Source organism: uncultured Clostridium sp., from assembly GCF_947036855.1.
Classification (GTDB): domain Bacteria; phylum Bacillota; class Clostridia; order Clostridiales; family Clostridiaceae; genus Sarcina.
In genome coordinates, this window is record NZ_CAMQRY010000054.1 from 1 (window position 1) to 16,582 (window position 16,582).

Annotated in this window: 15 protein-coding genes; 5 read left to right on the forward strand and 10 right to left on the reverse strand. The window is 27.7% G+C overall.

Translation table 11 applies throughout. The annotated features are described in order from the left end of the window. Positions 1–178 precede the first annotated feature (178 nt). Positions 179–478 (forward strand): hypothetical protein, encoded by a 300-nt coding sequence (locus Q0V15_RS07195; RefSeq protein WP_297437454.1) that lies wholly within the window; start codon positions 179–181, stop codon positions 476–478. A 36-nt stretch (positions 479–514) separates the two neighbouring features. Here Q0V15_RS07195 and Q0V15_RS07200 read toward each other — a convergent pair whose 3' ends face one another. After that, positions 515–2,422, reverse strand: coding sequence for an FUSC family protein (locus Q0V15_RS07200; protein ID WP_297437456.1), 1,908 nt, complete (start codon positions 2,420–2,422; stop codon positions 515–517). A gap of 290 nt (positions 2,423–2,712) precedes the next feature. On the opposite strand from Q0V15_RS07200, the gene Q0V15_RS07205 reads away from it, so the two are divergent. Further along, a complete protein-coding gene (locus Q0V15_RS07205) occupies positions 2,713–3,495 on the forward strand; it encodes a heme oxygenase (biliverdin-producing) (protein ID WP_297437458.1) in 783 nt (260 codons plus the stop codon). 99 nt (positions 3,496–3,594) lie between these two features. Here Q0V15_RS07205 and Q0V15_RS07210 read toward each other — a convergent pair whose 3' ends face one another. Then, positions 3,595–4,587 (reverse strand): lysozyme inhibitor LprI family protein, encoded by a 993-nt coding sequence (locus Q0V15_RS07210; protein WP_297437460.1) that lies wholly within the window; start codon positions 4,585–4,587, stop codon positions 3,595–3,597. A gap of 227 nt (positions 4,588–4,814) precedes the next feature. On the opposite strand from Q0V15_RS07210, the gene Q0V15_RS07215 reads away from it, so the two are divergent. Beyond that, positions 4,815–5,882: an acyltransferase gene (locus Q0V15_RS07215; protein WP_297437462.1), complete on the forward strand. Its 1,068-nt coding sequence runs from the start codon at positions 4,815–4,817 to the stop codon at positions 5,880–5,882. Positions 5,883–5,937: 55 nt separating this feature from the next. Here the strand turns inward: Q0V15_RS07215 and Q0V15_RS07220 are convergent, their stop codons facing one another. From Q0V15_RS07220 to Q0V15_RS07245, 6 genes are all read right to left on the reverse strand, one after another. Then, the gene (locus Q0V15_RS07220; protein WP_297437464.1) at positions 5,938–6,894 is read right to left on the reverse strand and encodes a DMT family transporter; all 957 of its coding nucleotides are present in this window, start codon (positions 6,892–6,894) and stop codon (positions 5,938–5,940) included. 157 nt (positions 6,895–7,051) lie between these two features. Continuing rightward, a complete protein-coding gene (locus Q0V15_RS07225; RefSeq protein WP_297437466.1) occupies positions 7,052–8,230 on the reverse strand; it encodes a DMT family transporter in 1,179 nt (392 codons plus the stop codon). A gap of 536 nt (positions 8,231–8,766) precedes the next feature. After that, on the reverse strand, positions 8,767–9,183 hold the full coding sequence (locus Q0V15_RS07230) for a hypothetical protein (RefSeq protein WP_297437468.1): 417 nt from the start codon (positions 9,181–9,183) through the stop codon (positions 8,767–8,769). Between the two features lie 161 nt (positions 9,184–9,344). Beyond that, the gene (gene pnuC, locus Q0V15_RS07235; protein WP_297437470.1) at positions 9,345–10,121 is read right to left on the reverse strand and encodes a nicotinamide riboside transporter PnuC; all 777 of its coding nucleotides are present in this window, start codon (positions 10,119–10,121) and stop codon (positions 9,345–9,347) included. A gap of 357 nt (positions 10,122–10,478) precedes the next feature. Next, positions 10,479–11,729 carry a cytochrome c biogenesis protein CcdA gene (locus tag Q0V15_RS07240; RefSeq protein ID WP_297437482.1) on the reverse strand — a complete coding sequence of 417 codons (1,251 nt, stop codon included), beginning with the start codon at positions 11,727–11,729 and terminating at the stop codon, positions 10,479–10,481. Between the two features lie 302 nt (positions 11,730–12,031). After that, positions 12,032–12,226, reverse strand: a complete 195-nt coding sequence (locus Q0V15_RS07245) for a hypothetical protein (protein WP_297437472.1) — start codon at positions 12,224–12,226, stop codon at positions 12,032–12,034. 627 nt (positions 12,227–12,853) lie between these two features. On the opposite strand from Q0V15_RS07245, the gene Q0V15_RS07250 reads away from it, so the two are divergent. Next, complete coding sequence (locus Q0V15_RS07250; RefSeq protein WP_297437474.1) at positions 12,854–13,777, forward strand: ABC transporter ATP-binding protein; 924 nt, start codon at positions 12,854–12,856, stop codon at positions 13,775–13,777. Positions 13,778–13,788: 11 nt separating this feature from the next. Beyond that, positions 13,789–15,432 (forward strand): ABC transporter permease, encoded by a 1,644-nt coding sequence (locus tag Q0V15_RS07255; protein ID WP_297437476.1) that lies wholly within the window; start codon positions 13,789–13,791, stop codon positions 15,430–15,432. A 58-nt stretch (positions 15,433–15,490) separates the two neighbouring features. Here the strand turns inward: Q0V15_RS07255 and Q0V15_RS07260 are convergent, their stop codons facing one another. Together Q0V15_RS07260 and Q0V15_RS07265 are read right to left on the reverse strand one after the other, a co-directional pair. Continuing rightward, entirely contained in the window at positions 15,491–16,132 is a 642-nt protein-coding gene (locus tag Q0V15_RS07260) for an N-acetylmuramoyl-L-alanine amidase family protein (protein WP_297437478.1), read from the reverse strand. An 80-nt stretch (positions 16,133–16,212) separates the two neighbouring features. Then, positions 16,213–16,582, reverse strand: a 370-nt coding sequence (locus Q0V15_RS07265; protein WP_297437480.1) for a hypothetical protein, incomplete at its 5' end; no start/stop codon positions are given.

Consider the following 16,582-nt stretch of genomic DNA (forward strand, 5'->3'; position numbering starts at 1 on the left):
AAATTTCTCTTTGTTTTTATAAATAAAATACTATTTTTTAATTCTATTACAATCTATATAAAATCTAACCTGAATTTTAATTCTACCATATAAAACAAATATTAAAATTGCAAATTTATTAATTTTTTATATTATGATATATTTATATTAGAAAAATTAAATTTTAGGAGATGTTATAATGTCTAACGATTTTAAATCATGGATACAAGCTACAAAAAATGATACTAAAAACTTAGAACTAACTAAAACTTTTTTAAGAGTATTACTACTTTCTACAGATGATGAAATTGTAGAGCATTATAGTGAAATAACTCTTCTTCTTAATTATCTTGAATCAGATGAAACTGAAGTATCAAGACATGTTGAGATTTCAACAGCTAATATACTTAAACTTCTTGCTGGTGGAATAGATACAGAAAACTCACTTGAACTAACAAATCTCAGAAACTCATTTAAAGAAAAATTTAATTCAAAATAGTAAAATGGACTACCTCTATGGTAGTCCATTCTATTTTTATAATACTATTTCTTTTTTTACATTTTTCACTTCCATGAATTCTTCTAAAACTTGTGCAAGTGAAATATATAATGCACTTCTTTTATTTATTTCAAAATCTTCATCTATTCTATTTAGTATCGTATCTTCAAATCTAGTTCCAAATTTTTTATAAACTTCAAAAACTTTATTTTTAACCTCTTCAACCTCTTCTTTATCTCCAAGACTTTGTATCCTTTTAAGACTATCATAAATATTTATCATAACATTTCTTGAATGTTCTAGGAATAACTCTATATTAGCACTTTTCTCTATAGAATTATTTATTATAATCTTACTTTCTATAGATTTAGTAAGTATCATTGATGATCTTAGTGCTACTGTAATCCCTTTAATATCCTCTTTTTTCATAAGGTTTTCTATATTTGAATTAACTATTTTATAATATTTATCAACTAAACTTTTTGTTTCTCTTTTTATATCATATTTGAATATAACTTTGCTTCCTACTATGGCAATAATAAATCCTATAATTGTATACATTACCCTATCAAGCGTTATATACATTGTAGCTTCTCCAGCTTTTACACCAAGTTCAACTATACTAAGAGCAAACATAGTTGTTCCTATTCCTTTTATTATTGGCTTCTTTGAATCTATAAATATATAGAAACCTATTCCCATTATTCCCATTCTAAGTGCCATACTTTGTATAAATGTAAAACTAACTAAAACTATTATAGCTCCAAGTATAGTTCCTTTTATTCTATCTCTACCAACTGCTGTTGTAGTTGTATCATAAGGTTGGCAAACAGACATAAGAGTGAACATTATCCACTTACCATACTCAAGTTGCATTCCTGATATAGCATAATAACTTATTGACATAAGAATAGCTATCCTTATAGCAAATGTAAATCTTAATGAATCTTTATCAAAAGTATATTTTATAAATTTCATTAAAGTTGGTTTTTTAGTAAATATCTTTGTATCTTCAGTTTCATAAACTTTGCTCTCAACAAGATTAAATAAAGTTTTCATAATTTCAGATATACTATATACATGATAATTATTTATTTTATCTTTTGAATTTTCTTGATACTGATTAAGCCTTTCCTTAACATCATTAATACTAGCTTTACCTGTTATCCCTTTTATTATTTCATTTACAACAAGTCTTAAACTAACAAGAACAACTGCAAAGCTCTCATCCCTATCATTATATTTTTTTATTTCTATAATATCTTTTTGTAATTTCTCAAGATTTGCAATCATTATACTCTGTCTATTCTCTCTTGCTGTAAAGTAGAAATTATTTTGTCTTCTCTCTAGCAAATTAGAATTCCATATTTTAATTGCCTCATTAAATTTTTCTTTATGATTTTGTATATCTTTATCATTAACTATACTCTCAAGTTCCTTATCTAAAACTCTAAGACATCTTAAAAGATTTGGTCTTTTAGTATTTTTAAGTTTCTTCTTCCTTAAAATAACTTGTATTGCTACAATTAAAATCCCTGAAAAAATTAAAGCTAAAGACCTTGGTATAATCTGTCCCCCTGTTGTCTTTAATGTAAGTAACATTATATATGTAAGTAAAAATGATATATACATGGGAATTTTCAAATTAAATACATTAGAATATACAATTATAAATATCCAAATTAAATTTACTATAATGCCAAGATATATATTTATATTTGCAAGATATGAACATACAACTGAACCTACTCCAAATATTGAGATTTTAGCTATATTTCTGTATGGATTTCCTGTTAAATCTTTTCCAAGCAACATAAGTACTGATAAAACTATAAGCATTCCCATAATTTCATTTCCAGTTCCAAGAATCAACTTAGATAAATACATAAATATTCCAACAGCTAAAAAAACTACAATAGCTTTTATAATACTACTCTTGTTCATCTTATTTCCTCTTCTTTCGTTTATTTTCTTAATATTTTTCTTATTAGTTAATAATACACTTTGCCCAATTAATTATAAAGCAATTTTTTTCTTTCCTATTATAATATGTAAAATTTAATCTAAATTTTTATTATATTAAATTTTATTTCCTAGTATTTAAGTATGAAATGTATTTTTTTTGATAACTTAATTTATACTTTTTGTAATGATAATATTTATCACCAGCGTTATACTGTTAGTATACTAACTAATGATAATTAGTTTATAAATAATTTATTGAGGTGGTCAAAATGAATAGAAACGGTTTTGCAATGAAAATGAGAGAAAGTAATAGAAATCTACACACAGCAGCTGAAACTACAGGATTTAATGCTAGACTTGTAGCAGGGAAAGCTACAACTCAAAGTTATGCTGAATTCTTATTCAACTTAAAGGCTGCTTATGAAGCAATTGAAAGAAACTTAGATAAAAATAGTAATGTTGAAGCTTTAAAACCTTTCATTACTAAAGATTTATATAGATCAGAGCAAATAGAAAAAGACTTACAAGTTCTATTAGGAGATAAAGTAAAAGATTTAACTTTACTTCCTTCTGCTATCGCTTATGCAGCTAGAATTGATGAGCTTGGTACAAATAACCCAATGCTTTTAGTGGCACATGCTTATACTAGATTCCTTGCTGATTTATTCGGTGGAAGAACAATATTTAAAATAGTTAAAGAAAGTTATAAAATAGATGACTCAGCTCTTAACTACTTTATGTTCCCAGAAATTGAAGATTCTATGGCTAGAGCAATGGCTTATGTTGGAAACTTATCAAAAATGGAACTAACACCTGAAATGGAAGCTTTAATGCTTAATGAAATAGCTAATGCTTATATTTATAACATTGGAGTTTCAGTTGAACTTGAAGCTAAATTATTCCAAGTTGATCCACATGCTAAAATGCCTGCTGGACATCCAGAAGTTAAACCAGGAATGAAAATGCCTGCTGGTCACCCACATATGGGTGGACATCCTCATGGGCAAATGCCTGCTGGACATCCTCATATGGCTGGACACTCACACAAATAAAAAAGGTTATTACCTTTTACCATAAAAGCGATAGACAGTTAGAAACCAATTTTCTAACTGTCTATCGCTTTTTTTATTCTAAGTATTCCTTAGCTTCATCTATGGTTTCTCCCAACTAATACCATATTCACAGTATCCAATTGATTGATCATCATTTACATGCCCATTATGAGCCTCAAAACCTAAAGGATCATGTTCTTCACAAAATGGAACTATGTCAAAAGCACACCCTGCATCACACCCTAAAGGTAGACTACAAGTTACCGTATTACAACTTAAACTTTCTGCTGTTGCATTTCTACAGGTGCAATCAATATAATCTGGCAAATCTTTATACCTTGGGTTATCTACTATGCAATGACAAGGTAACTCAATTAAAGCTTTAAACCTTTCTGTTTGATCAACTTCAGGTTTAACTGGTTTTGTTGGAACTACAGGAGGTATAGGTTTTTGTGGAACTGGTTTTGGCTTACTATGTTCTTTCTTCTCTTCTTTAGCAATTTCTTCTACTAAAGGTTCTTTACACTCTCTTATAATTTTAGGTACTTCCACATTTATTAATTCGTAACATCTACTTCTTGTATCAACACCTACTTTATCTGCTATATCTGTATCTAATATTTTTCCTTCACTCATATTTATATCTCTATCTCTTTTCTTTATCCACTCTATTTGTTCTACTTCTAATTTTCTAAATTCTTCTGTTGTTAATATCTCTTTTAACTCATCATAAATATTTTTCAACTCATCATCCCATATTGTAGCAGTTTTTATAGCAAATATTCTCTTTGCTTCTGTTATTTCATTCTTTTCTTTACAATATTCAAGATAAAACTCTTCTATTTCTTTTTCACATAAAGTTAATTTCTCAGTATATTTCTTAGAAAATTCAGTTAAATCTGTTACTTGTTTTTTCTCGTTTTTTTCATTAACATCTTTTTCATTTGTAATTACTTTTCGTTCACTCTCTTTATTTTTTACTATTCCTATTACCACTCCACCAACTGTACATATTGTTAGCATAATACCACAAATAATTTTTATTTTTGATAATTTCATTTCACCATTCCTTACATATAAAAATTTATACATTATCCATTTTCTACCTTAAATGTAACAAGAAAACTTATTTTTCGCAATGATAATAAAGACTTGAAATTTAAATTTAATAATTAATTTACAAAATATAAATTCTACTCTTTTTACTTAATAAGCCTTTTTATTTTAAAGTACTGTTAACTTCTAAAACTTTCTTTAGTTTACATTTACATCTATAACCAGCTATTGTATTATTCTCATTAGGTAACAAGGGGGATTTTATGAAACATTTAATAAATAATCAATTAAACTTAATGAAAATATTTTGCTGCTTTTTAGTAGTTTATCAACATATTGTTGAGAGATTTTTAAATTCCTCTCTTACAGAAAAATCAACACATCTCCTTTTTGGAATTATTCATAATTTTTCAAAATTTGCAGTCCCTATTTTTCTTTTTATAACTGGATTTTTACTTATAAAAAGTTATGAAACTATATCCTTAAAAGATTTTTATAAAAATAAATTCACAAGAATATTATATATTTATATATTATCTAACTTACTGTTCTTAATCCCTGTTGCTTTAGTAAGTAACTATTCTATAAAAGAATTCTTAACTTCTTTTATATGGAGTAATGCCGTTCCACACTTATGGTATCTAAATATACTTATTAAGCTTTATTTAATTTTCCCAATCTTTAGATATACAACTGTAAAACTTAATAAAAGCTTAGGTCTTAAATCAGTATTTTTAATAACTTTTATTCAGTATATAATAAGTGAAAATGCTTATGCTATACTTTCTAAATCAACTTCAACAATTGGAGTTACTATTTTCACTTACCTTGATAGAAGTCTTATTACTTGGATGTATTACTTCATACTTGGTGGGCTTGTATATAAAAATTTCAGTACTATATATGACTTTATCTATAAGTATATAAAATTATTTATAGTAGCTTTTATAGCTCAAATTATTTATGTTAATCTATATACTTTTCAATCTTTTAAAACAGATACAGTTAACTATTATCGCTCATCTCCAAGTTCATTTAAAGTTTTGATACTCTCATTACTTAGTCTTATAGTTTTATATTATATTGCCGACTTAATAGTAAAAAGGGATAATTTTAAAATCTTTGCTCTTATAAAGGTTTTTTCAAAATATACTTTAGCAATTTATATAACACATCCTATTATTATAGGTATATCAAATCTAATAATGGGAATTCAAAATTTCCTACCTTATAACATAGTTGCCTTTATAGTAATATCTCTTGTAATGATATTTTCTATAATGCCATTTTATATGTATGATAAACTAAAAAAACAAAAATCCATAGCATAACCATAAAAGGACTACTGTTATATTAATTTTAAATATAACAATAGTCCTTTTTTAATTATCCTTCATAGCCTTCCTGTGCTGATTTTCTAAATATAACAAGTAGTGAACCAGCAAATATTAATCCTATAAACAAAGCTTTTTTAAGTGTAATAGTTGCTCCCATAAATGCTACACTTATTGCAAGTGACCATATTACATATGTAATATTTACAATCATAGCTTTAACAGCTCCAATTGAATGAATTGAAATATAGTAAAGTCCAAGTGATACTGCACCAACAAATGCTACAAGTATACTTAAAAGAAGTGTATTTCTATCTGTAAGTACATCTTTTAAAACTCCAAAACCTCCTATTATAGGAATTATAATTGCTCCAAAGCAAATTCCAGAAGTAAGCTGTCTTATAGTTAATACCTGTATTGGTCTAAGTTCTTCATTTTTCATACCAATAGCACAAACTATGCACTCACCACCCCATCCAATTATAGGCATAGCTGCAAAGATAAGTCCCATCATACTTATAGAACCTTTTCCACCATCAAAACTTAAAAGAACTACTCCAACAACTGATATAAATAGTCCTCCCCAGCCTCTTGGTCCAAGTTTTTCTTTTAAGAAAATAGCTGCAAGAACTGCCCCCATAATAGGATAGACTGATGATAAGGCAGCTGCATATGAAGGACCTAAATATTTAATTGAAAGATAGTAACCTCCCATTCCAATAGGTCCACCAAGAAGTCCAGCAAGAACTGCAAATTTAACTTCTTTTTTCCTAAGTGATTTTATAAAATCTCTAAGTCTCCCTCTAACTGCAAGATATATAAGTAGCCAAATAGCACCTATAAAATCATGTAAAAAGACTGCTACAAGTGGAGCAAAAAGCATAATTCCATCAACTTTAGCAAATGGTGGGCTTGATAAAATAATTCCTGATATAACTGTATCTATCCCCCATGTAAATGCTGAAATAATAGATTTAACATATCCACTCGTATTTTTACTTTTACTCATATTTTAACACCTCTATTTATTTATATGTTTTTTAACACATCTATAAATAGTTTGTCTGTTTTACTATTTTATATGTAAAAAAAATAGCAGTAGGAATAAACACATCCTACTGCTACTTTTTTTCTAGACTTTCACTTTTTAATTTTACACTCTCAAATTATCTACCAAAAACTAAATTCATCATTTCTTTATCTAAGTTTTTATAAGTTTTTTTAAGTGCATTTTCATTTTTTATTTCTTGCTTAACATTGTAACGTTCCGCTTTTATCTCAGCTTTTGCAAGACTCTTCTTTAATTTTATCTCTTTATTTATCATTACTCTATCACCATTTTTCTTAATTTTCATCATATCAAAACTAAGTACTGCTGGTGCTTTTATAATAATCTCTTCAATAACATTTTTCTCATCTTTCTTACTTATAATAACAAATATTGAACCTGCAAATATCATTCCTATAAATAATATCTTAGTAAATGACATTGTATTTCCTGACATAAATAATCCCATTATTACTGCCCATATAACATATGTTATATTAATAGACATTGCTTTAACTGGTCCAATATCCTTAATTGCACTATAATATGCACTAAGTGAAATTGCTCCAACAAGTCCTACTAAAACTATTAATGCAAGTGTCATAGGATTAACCATAACAAGATTTTCTACAAGACCATATCCATGAATTATTGGAAGTACAATCACACCAAAAGTTATTCCTGATGCAAGTAATCTAATATTTAAAACCTGAACTGGTTTAAGTTCTCCATCTTTCATACCTACTGCTGATATAATACTCTCTGAACCCCAACCGATAACTGGCATTAATGCGAATCCTATACCAAGTAGACTAAGTGATCCACCTGTACCATCCATACTTAGAAGTACAACTCCTACTACTCCAAAAACAAGTCCCATCCAACCAATTTTATTAAGTTTTTCTCTTAAAATAATAGCTGCAAGTACTGCTCCCATAATTGGGTATACTGATGATATAGCTGCTGAATATGATGGTCCTATATACTTAATGGCAAGGTAATATCCTCCCATTCCTACTGGTCCACCAAGAATCCCTGCTGCAATAGCATAAAATGATTCTTTCTTTTTAAAGCACTTAAATAAATCTTTAAGCTCTCCCTTTATTGTTAAATATATTAAAAGCCATATAGCTCCTAAGAAGTCATGTAAAAATACTGCCACAAGTGGCGCAAATAATAAACTAACATGTCCCGCAAACGGTTGCATAGATAGTATTATTCCTGAAATTACTGTGTCTAGTCCCCATGTTAAGGCAGAAAACACACCCTTACTTATTCCTTTTTTATTTTTATTCAAATTAAAACTCTCCTTTGTATATTAGTCATACTACTAAAATGTATTATTCCTATACACATTGTACTGTTTTTAACAATTGCAATTATGTTAATCCACGATTTACTGACGTTAATTATAAATTTAAACTACTAAATATATAAATTTGCTTTTTAAAATTGATGTATGAATCAAGATTTTTTTATTTATGTTAAGCATAGTTGTCAAACGACATATATTAAAAAATATATTATTAGACTGGGTGAATCCCAGATGGAAATTATGAAAATATTTCTCTTTTTCAATACGCACAATGTATCTCTATGTACTTAGTATAGCATAAATATTAATTTTTCGCAAATTTTATTCACAAAAACTATTGACAAATCAATTTTACTCGTTCTATTTTTATGTTTTTGTGCTAATAGCAAACTCCTATTAAAACTAGTCATAGCAAGGTCTAAGAGCTATTTGTATTAATTGTATAAAATTAATATAAATAAATATAATAAAAACACCTCTAATAGTATGTATATTAAAGGTGTTTTTATCATTATAGACTATTCTACATAGACTTTTATATTAACTTTTCCATTTTCATCATCATTATTAACAGAATATAATATTTCATTTTCTAAAGTTCCATTTTCTATATCATCAATAACTTTCTTAAAATCAAACCCAACCATATCAAAACCATTACCATTAAGTTTACTCATTTCATCTGATGGTATATAACTACTAAAATCACTTAACATTTTAAGCATAGATATTGGTATGCTTAAATTCACATTCATATTATCTGCAATGTTTACTTTTTCTATATCTACTTTAATCTTTAATTTTGTATATATTTTCTTTTGAACTAAGACAAAATTCTTATTATTAGCTTCTAATTTATCAAGTAATATAAGTCCTTCATCTACACCAACTTCACCTTTACTGATTTTTTCTAATATTTCTTTTCTTTCATCCATATTAATTCCCCCAATCATTTAATTTTAAATTATCTTATAAGAATATTATAAATCTTCTTATAGGATAATACCAATCACCCTCTACTCTTTCTTATACTAAATATATTTTAATAACAAATAAAAAAGCACTAATACCCTACATATTAGTGCTTGTCTATATTTTAAACAGTTGTAGCTTTCGCTTTGTTTGCCTGCTTAAGTTTTTTCCATAGAATAAACCCATATACTGAATTTGATAATATCTCTATCCACATAATCATTGCTGATAATGAATTCAATGAGAAACTACTAATAAATAGTGATAGCACAAATACTATTATTCCTATAAATGATGATGCAATCCAGAAATACCACTGCTCTATAAATCTCATACTAGTAAGTATTACTGCTGTGATTGTTAGAGTTGTTGAAAGTGAATCTATTATATACAGTGGATCTTTTTTAATTAATATTGAAAAATCTGTTTTGAAAATCTCTGGTAGATAGTTTATAAAGGTACCATATATAAACCAAACTATTATAAATAGTATTATTAAAACTATCCACTTCTTTAAATTAAGCTTTCTTGGCTCAACTGTAACTGCATCTGATTTTTGCATATTTCTTTTCCAAATGAAGTAACTAACTACTTGCATTGGTGTTTCAAAGAATATATACAATATAGCTTGTCCATAAATCTGACTATGCCACGCAACAAAAATATATGTAAAAGTATTAACTACTCCCCAAGTAAAAGCTCCAAGCTCTCCTCTTGCTGTATAAATTCCTGATAACATACCAGTTACCGTTGTTGTTAATGCTAACACATCAAATATTGTTGGACTCTCACCAATACTAACCTTATTATATATTGATAATCCAAATATAATTAAATTTACTACTAAAAATAATATAAAGTATCCCTTATGGAACTTTGAATATTTCTTAAAAAAACTCATGATAATCTCTCCTACTATTTTTTCTTATGTATAAACCTACCATCCTATTAAACTGCCTGTTTTAGGACTTTTTTATTATATCATATACCCTCATCTATCTCTTTTCAGAGTAATAACAAACTTTCATCAAATAACTATAAAAACTATAAAATATAATATTAAAAGATATTCTCTAAAACTCATTATTATATTTTTTAATATATTTAGATAAAAAAAGATAAATATATATAAAAAAACTGATAAATTTAATTATCAGTTTTAGTCCCTATTTTGTATTCTATTCTCCTATTTGTCCCATCTATAGCTACATATGTCCTTAAATTATATTCCTTTTTATATTTTCTACTTTATATATTTTTACTCTTTACCAAGTGTTTGATTTATTATATTTTTCATATTACTTTTTGTAAGTCCACCAGCAACATATCCAAATATATCACCATTTTTATCAATCATATAAGTAGTTGGATATGCACTAATATAATAATCCCCTCCTACATCTCCTGTTTCATCAAAAACTGTTGGAAATGTATAATTATTCTCTTTTAAAAAGCTACTTATTCCATTAGCATCTGGTTCCCTACCACCAGGCTGTGCAACCCCAAGAATTACTACTTCATCTTTATTTAGATTATATTCTTTATATAAATCTTCAATATGTGGCATTTCTTCCTTACAAGGAGGACACCAAGTTGCCCAGAAATTTAAGAATATAACTTTCCCTTTATAATCTGATAGCTTATGTGTCTTTCCATACTGATCTTTAAGTTCAAAATCTGGAGCTTTAGTTTTTTCTTGCTCTGAAGAATTTGAATTATTATCAGTTGTACTTCCACTTTCACTTTCACTACTATTATTTTCTCCTCCAGTTTGAGGTTTTGCTCCTTCTTCAGTTTGTACTGTACTATTTGGAGATATTGAATTTAAATACCCTGAAATATTATTAAGCCAACCTGTAAAAGTCATAACTCCAAGCATTACAAGAACTACCCCACCAGCTTTAATAACATACTTTAAAGCATTTTGATTTTTCTTTATAAAGTTCAAAACTTGTGATGTAAAAATCCCCATAAATAAAAATGGTAGTACAAATCCAAGTGTATAAACCATAACTAGCATATTTCCTAGTAGTGGTGTTTGTGCACTTGATGCCATAATTAACACTGAACCAAGAGCTGGTCCAACACAAGGTGTCCAAGCAAAACTAAATGTAAACCCAAGTAAAAGAGCTTTAATTGGATTCATTTTTTTAAGTCCAAGATTTACATTTAATCTTCTTTCTCTTTGCATAAATTTAAAATCTAAAACACCAAGTTGTACAAGCCCCAGTACTACTATTAATATTCCTCCAACTTTTGTAAATATCATCTTATTACTATTGAAGAATGAACCAAGTGCTGAAAATGATAGCCCAAGTATAAAGAATGCAAATGATATCCCTATAACAAAAAATACAGTATGTAAAAATACCTTTCCTCTATTATAAGTTATAGTTCCATCTTCACTTACTACCTTTGCATTTCCTGCAAGATAACTAATATATAATGGTATTAATGGTATTATACATGGTGAGAAAAATGAAAATATACCTTCTAAAAATACAAGCATAAAATTAACACTTTCTCCTGATAATAATTGTTCCAAAAAAATCCCCCCTAAAACAAATTAACTTTTAATAAATCTAAAATTATAACTAATTCATAGTAAAACACTATATTTACTGTATTATGTATATATTTTCCTTTTTAAAATTGTAGATGCTATGAAGATTCTTTTTTTAACTATAATTGTAAGAAACTCTTAATTTTTTATATAAAAAAACAACCTATCCTGAAAATTCAGTATAAGTTGCTTTTTATAAGATACAGTACTCGTGAGTTAACCCTTTATCTCTCACAGGTTGTTAATTTTTAATCCACGTTAAGCTCTTCTATCATCATCTTTGGCTTACTGTAATGAGTAAATCCATTTGAAGACCCTTTATGAGCATAAGATACCACTTCAACTGATCCATCTAATGAAGTATGCTTTGACATTGTCACCGCGATCACTGATATTAAAAGTATTAAAGCAGATATTGTTATTATTATTAAGTTTGCGTTCATTATAACTTCCCTCCACATCTTCTGTGAATATTTTGTTTCTGTATTAGATATCTATAAATGATTACCAGATTTCATCTCACTCAAAATTATATGATTAAAAACCTAAGTTATCACTAAATATAAAGACCTAAAAAAAGCACAATTTTTTTATAAAAGATATCGTTCTCATCTAGATTGCTACTAAGGTATATCCTAGCCTCTCAACTACCTATATGATTTTATTTCTTTTATAGTTACATTTTATTATGTATGCCTTTCATTATCAAGCTTTATATCAATTTTTTCTATATATAAATAATAAATCTCCCCCTATATTACTATGTGTATTAACACATCTGTTAAAATCAACTAATAATCTTACTTATCTACATCTAAACAGTTTATTCCTTTCCATATTTATTAAATTTGTAACCTTATCTTAATATTTAAATAATACTTTTATTATCAAACCAATATTTTAATTAGATAATATTACCATACTATTATATTTTTTGTATAAACAACACTATTCTTACATTTTTTTCTTCATCTTTAACTTTTTAACCTTTTTGAAGCTAAATAGAAGATTTATACTTGTATAATTTGGGATAATGCCTTTGGGTAAATAAATTATATTAGGAGTAACTGATGAAACCAATACTTGAACTTAAAAATGTAAGCAAATCTATTGGCAAGAAAAAAATCATTGATGATATTAGCTTTACTATTAATCCTGGTGAAATATTCGGATTCCTTGGACCAAATGGAGCTGGTAAAACTACAACTATAAAAATGATAACTGGACTTATAAAAATAGGTTCTGGTGAAATTTTTATAGATGGATACAATGTAAAAACTGATTTTGAAAAAGCACTTGCTAATGTTGGTGGGATTGTAGAAAATCCTGAAATGTATGGATATATGAGTGGTATGAAAAATCTTAAATACTACGCTAAAATGCATGGTGATATTTCAAAAGAAAGAATTGATGAAGTTGTAAAACTTGTAAAGCTTGATAATAGAATCAATGAAAAAGTAAAAAGATACTCTCTTGGTATGAGACAAAGACTTGGTGTTGCACAAGCAATACTCCATAAGCCAAAACTTATCATACTTGATGAGCCTACTAATGGACTTGACCCTATGGGTATCAAAGAACTTAGACAAAATCTTCGTGATTTAACAAATGAAGGTGCATCTGTAATTGTATCAAGTCATCTTCTTTCAGAAATGGAACTAATGTGCGATAGATTCTGTATTATTGATGGTGGAAAACTTAAAGACATTAAATCAATGAGTGATATTAATGCACATTCTAAAACTGAATTATCACTTTATAGCATTGAAACTGATGATTTAAATAAGGGATTAAACCTTATAAATACAAACTTTAATGATGTAAATGCTACTATATCTGATGAAAAAATAAAACTAGAAGCTAGTAAAAATACTATATCAGAAATAAATAAACTTTTAGTACAAAATGATTTATCTGTTTTTGAAATTTCAACTTCGGTAAAAACACTTGAAGATGAATTTATAGAATTAACTGGTTCTAAACAAATAAGGTAGGTGGTATTTCCATGATTAAAAAAATGTATAACTTAACAACAAATGAGCTTACAAAGCTCTTAATAAAACCAAGTATAATAGTAGTAATAGCCATAATATTTATATCATCAATACTTATACCTATTATACCTAAAGTATTTATGAGCCATGCATCTGGATTAACTAGTGAGATATATCAGTTCCAACTTGGGGCTGCAACTGGAGAACTTAAAAATTTAGATACTAAAAAAGATAGTGGAAAAGCTAAAGCTGCTTTCTTGAAATCACAAGAAGCACAAGTAAAACTTTTAATTGATTCAAAAGTTGAAGAAGCAGGTTGGCGATCTACTGAAGCTTCTAAATATCTTGAAGTATTATATAAAATAGATGCTATAAATCTTCTAAAAGAAAATATAAGTTCTGCTACTATTTCAGCAAGTATTCCTGCTGGAACTATTTCATTAGACCCATCAGTGTTAAAACTTCCAACTAGTGAATATGCAGCAGCACTAAAAAAACTTAACACAGAAAAAACTACACTTTATAATAATATAAAAGAGAATAATTATATTGAACATTTTACAAAAGAAATTACTAATACTAAAGCACAAATTAAAACTCTTGAAGCTGAACTTGTACCTTTAAATAAAAAGTTTAAGAAAGAACCTACAAGTTTAACTTTAGAAGATAAAATACGTTCAATTTATATTAATATCAGTGCATTAAAAAGTATAATCAAAATTGATCAATATAGAGTTGACCATAAGATACCTTTTAGTATGACAAATTGGAAAAGTGCTACATTAAGTAATTTAGCTACTATTATACCAAGTAGTCAAAATCCAATGGTTACAAAAACTCAGTTCTTATCAAACCCTCATGGGCGTGTAACTTATGAGCAATATGTTGCTAAGTTTAAACATGATCAAACTACATTTAACAACCAAATTAAAGCTGATTGGTATAGCCTTGAGCATAATATACCTCAAACTCAGTTCCAAAGTAGTAGTTCAAGAGATATTACAAACTCATTTATCTCTTTATATGCAATCGTAGCTATAATTTTTATGATTATACTAGCTGGTGGAGTTGTTTCTGTAGAGTTCTCAAAAGAAACTATAAAACTTCTACTTATAAGACCAGTTTCAAGATTTAAAGTTCTACTTTCAAAGCTTATTGCAGTTTATATTGTTGGGTATGCTGTCCTATTTGGGTCAATGATACTTGTAACAATATCAAGTGGAGTACTCTTTGGATTCGGTGACTATTTAACACCTGTTATAAAAGTTTCATCAGGAATTGTTGAAAGTCATAATTATTTTGGAGTTCTTATACTTGCTATACTTTATCTTAGCCTTAGTCTGCTTCTTTTTGGTGCTTTTGCATTTATGCTTTCAGCAGTAACAAAAAGCACAGCAGTCTCAGTTGCTTCAAGTATAATAATATTTATAGGAGCACCAATTGTAACAATTATACTATTTACTAAAAGCTTAATATTCTTTGATATAACACCTCTACCTTACTTAAACCTTCCTTTCGTTGGAGTAATAAGAGCATTTTCACAGAGTAAAGCTATACTTAACAACACACTTGGTGGAATTGAAATTGTAATTCTTGCCATAATCCTTGCAATAATAGGATTTGTTGTATTTATTAAATCTGATGTAAATAGATAATATTAAACTCAAAAAAGGATTACCTAAGCCTAGCTTAGATAATCCTTTTTTTCTCTTATTAACCTTTATAAATACAACTTCCTTTTTCATCATAAACACTAAATCCATATTTAATGGCACACCTTCTAGCATTCTCTATTTCTGTAAAAGCACCTTTTTGACTTTTCACATCTCCCCACGATTTTCTTACCCTATAAAGCTTTCCACTTACTTCACCACTTTGCGCAAAAAATTTAAACTCATCCCAAGAAACACCATCCTTACCTTCCATAATTTCTTTTGGACACTGCTTTCTACTTGCATCATAATGCCTTTTAACATTTTCAATTGAAATATTATACTTTTTCATAAGATATCCAACAAGCTCTGCTGCTTTTTTAACTGCGTTCTCATACTCACTTCCACTATTAACACAAATTTCAACTCCAATAGAATTAGAATTAGTTATACCAAACCTTCCTCTTCCATCACCACAGTGCCAAGCATAATTTTTATCTTCTACAAACATACCTACCTTTTTATCATCAACAAAATAATCTGCTGATACTCCCCTATCCCCATCATTAAAATACTTATAGTGATTATCCACTCCTGCACTTTTATTGTAATTCCCTGTACAATGCACAACTATATACTTAATCTTATTACTCCCTCTGCTTGAGTAATTATAGTCTATAAGCATCTTTGTAATATCTAACATAATACAACCTCTCCTTTACTATTTATTTTGCTCTCACAAACTAAATATGCGCTACTAGAAGTTTTTTTCACTTTATTCTATCATTTTATTTTATTAATAATTACTCCTCCACCCTCCATTGAATCTAAGCAACTATAATCCATCTTACTTCCACCATTTTCTTTTGCTAAGTCTGCTGATAATTCATTGGTATATATAATAGTTCTCTCAGCTTCCCCATCCATATCAAAAGCTATATATAAACTCTCACTCACCGACCTATCATATTTAACCATAATCTTATCCTCTAAATAAAATAACTCTGCATCATTATATATACCATTGCTAACACCACTCACAATTTTTTCTTTTTTTCCAGTTCGAACATTATATCTAACTATATCTGAGTGAAAATCATCAACTTTTTCAAGTGCTATAAAATTATCTTGCTCATTTAAAACATTATTCAAC

Coding starts and splice junctions, on each gene's coding strand:
- Q0V15_RS07195 (WP_297437454.1), top strand. CDS start 179: ATGTCTAACGATTTTAAATCATGGATACAAGCTACAAAAAATGATACT.
- Q0V15_RS07200 (WP_297437456.1), bottom strand. CDS start 2,422: ATGAACAAGAGTAGTATTATAAAAGCTATTGTAGTTTTTTTAGCTGTT.
- Q0V15_RS07205 (WP_297437458.1), top strand. CDS start 2,713: ATGAATAGAAACGGTTTTGCAATGAAAATGAGAGAAAGTAATAGAAAT.
- Q0V15_RS07210 (WP_297437460.1), bottom strand. CDS start 4,587: ATGTATAAATTTTTATATGTAAGGAATGGTGAAATGAAATTATCAAAA.
- Q0V15_RS07215 (WP_297437462.1), top strand. CDS start 4,815: ATGAAACATTTAATAAATAATCAATTAAACTTAATGAAAATATTTTGC.
- Q0V15_RS07220 (WP_297437464.1), bottom strand. CDS start 6,894: ATGAGTAAAAGTAAAAATACGAGTGGATATGTTAAATCTATTATTTCA.
- Q0V15_RS07230 (WP_297437468.1), bottom strand. CDS start 9,183: ATGGATGAAAGAAAAGAAATATTAGAAAAAATCAGTAAAGGTGAAGTT.
- pnuC (WP_297437470.1), bottom strand. CDS start 10,121: ATGAGTTTTTTTAAGAAATATTCAAAGTTCCATAAGGGATACTTTATA.
- Q0V15_RS07240 (WP_297437482.1), bottom strand. CDS start 11,729: ATGCTTGTATTTTTAGAAGGTATATTTTCATTTTTCTCACCATGTATA.
- Q0V15_RS07245 (WP_297437472.1), bottom strand. CDS start 12,226: ATGAACGCAAACTTAATAATAATAACAATATCTGCTTTAATACTTTTA.
- Q0V15_RS07250 (WP_297437474.1), top strand. CDS start 12,854: ATGAAACCAATACTTGAACTTAAAAATGTAAGCAAATCTATTGGCAAG.
- Q0V15_RS07255 (WP_297437476.1), top strand. CDS start 13,789: ATGATTAAAAAAATGTATAACTTAACAACAAATGAGCTTACAAAGCTC.
- Q0V15_RS07260 (WP_297437478.1), bottom strand. CDS start 16,132: ATGTTAGATATTACAAAGATGCTTATAGACTATAATTACTCAAGCAGA.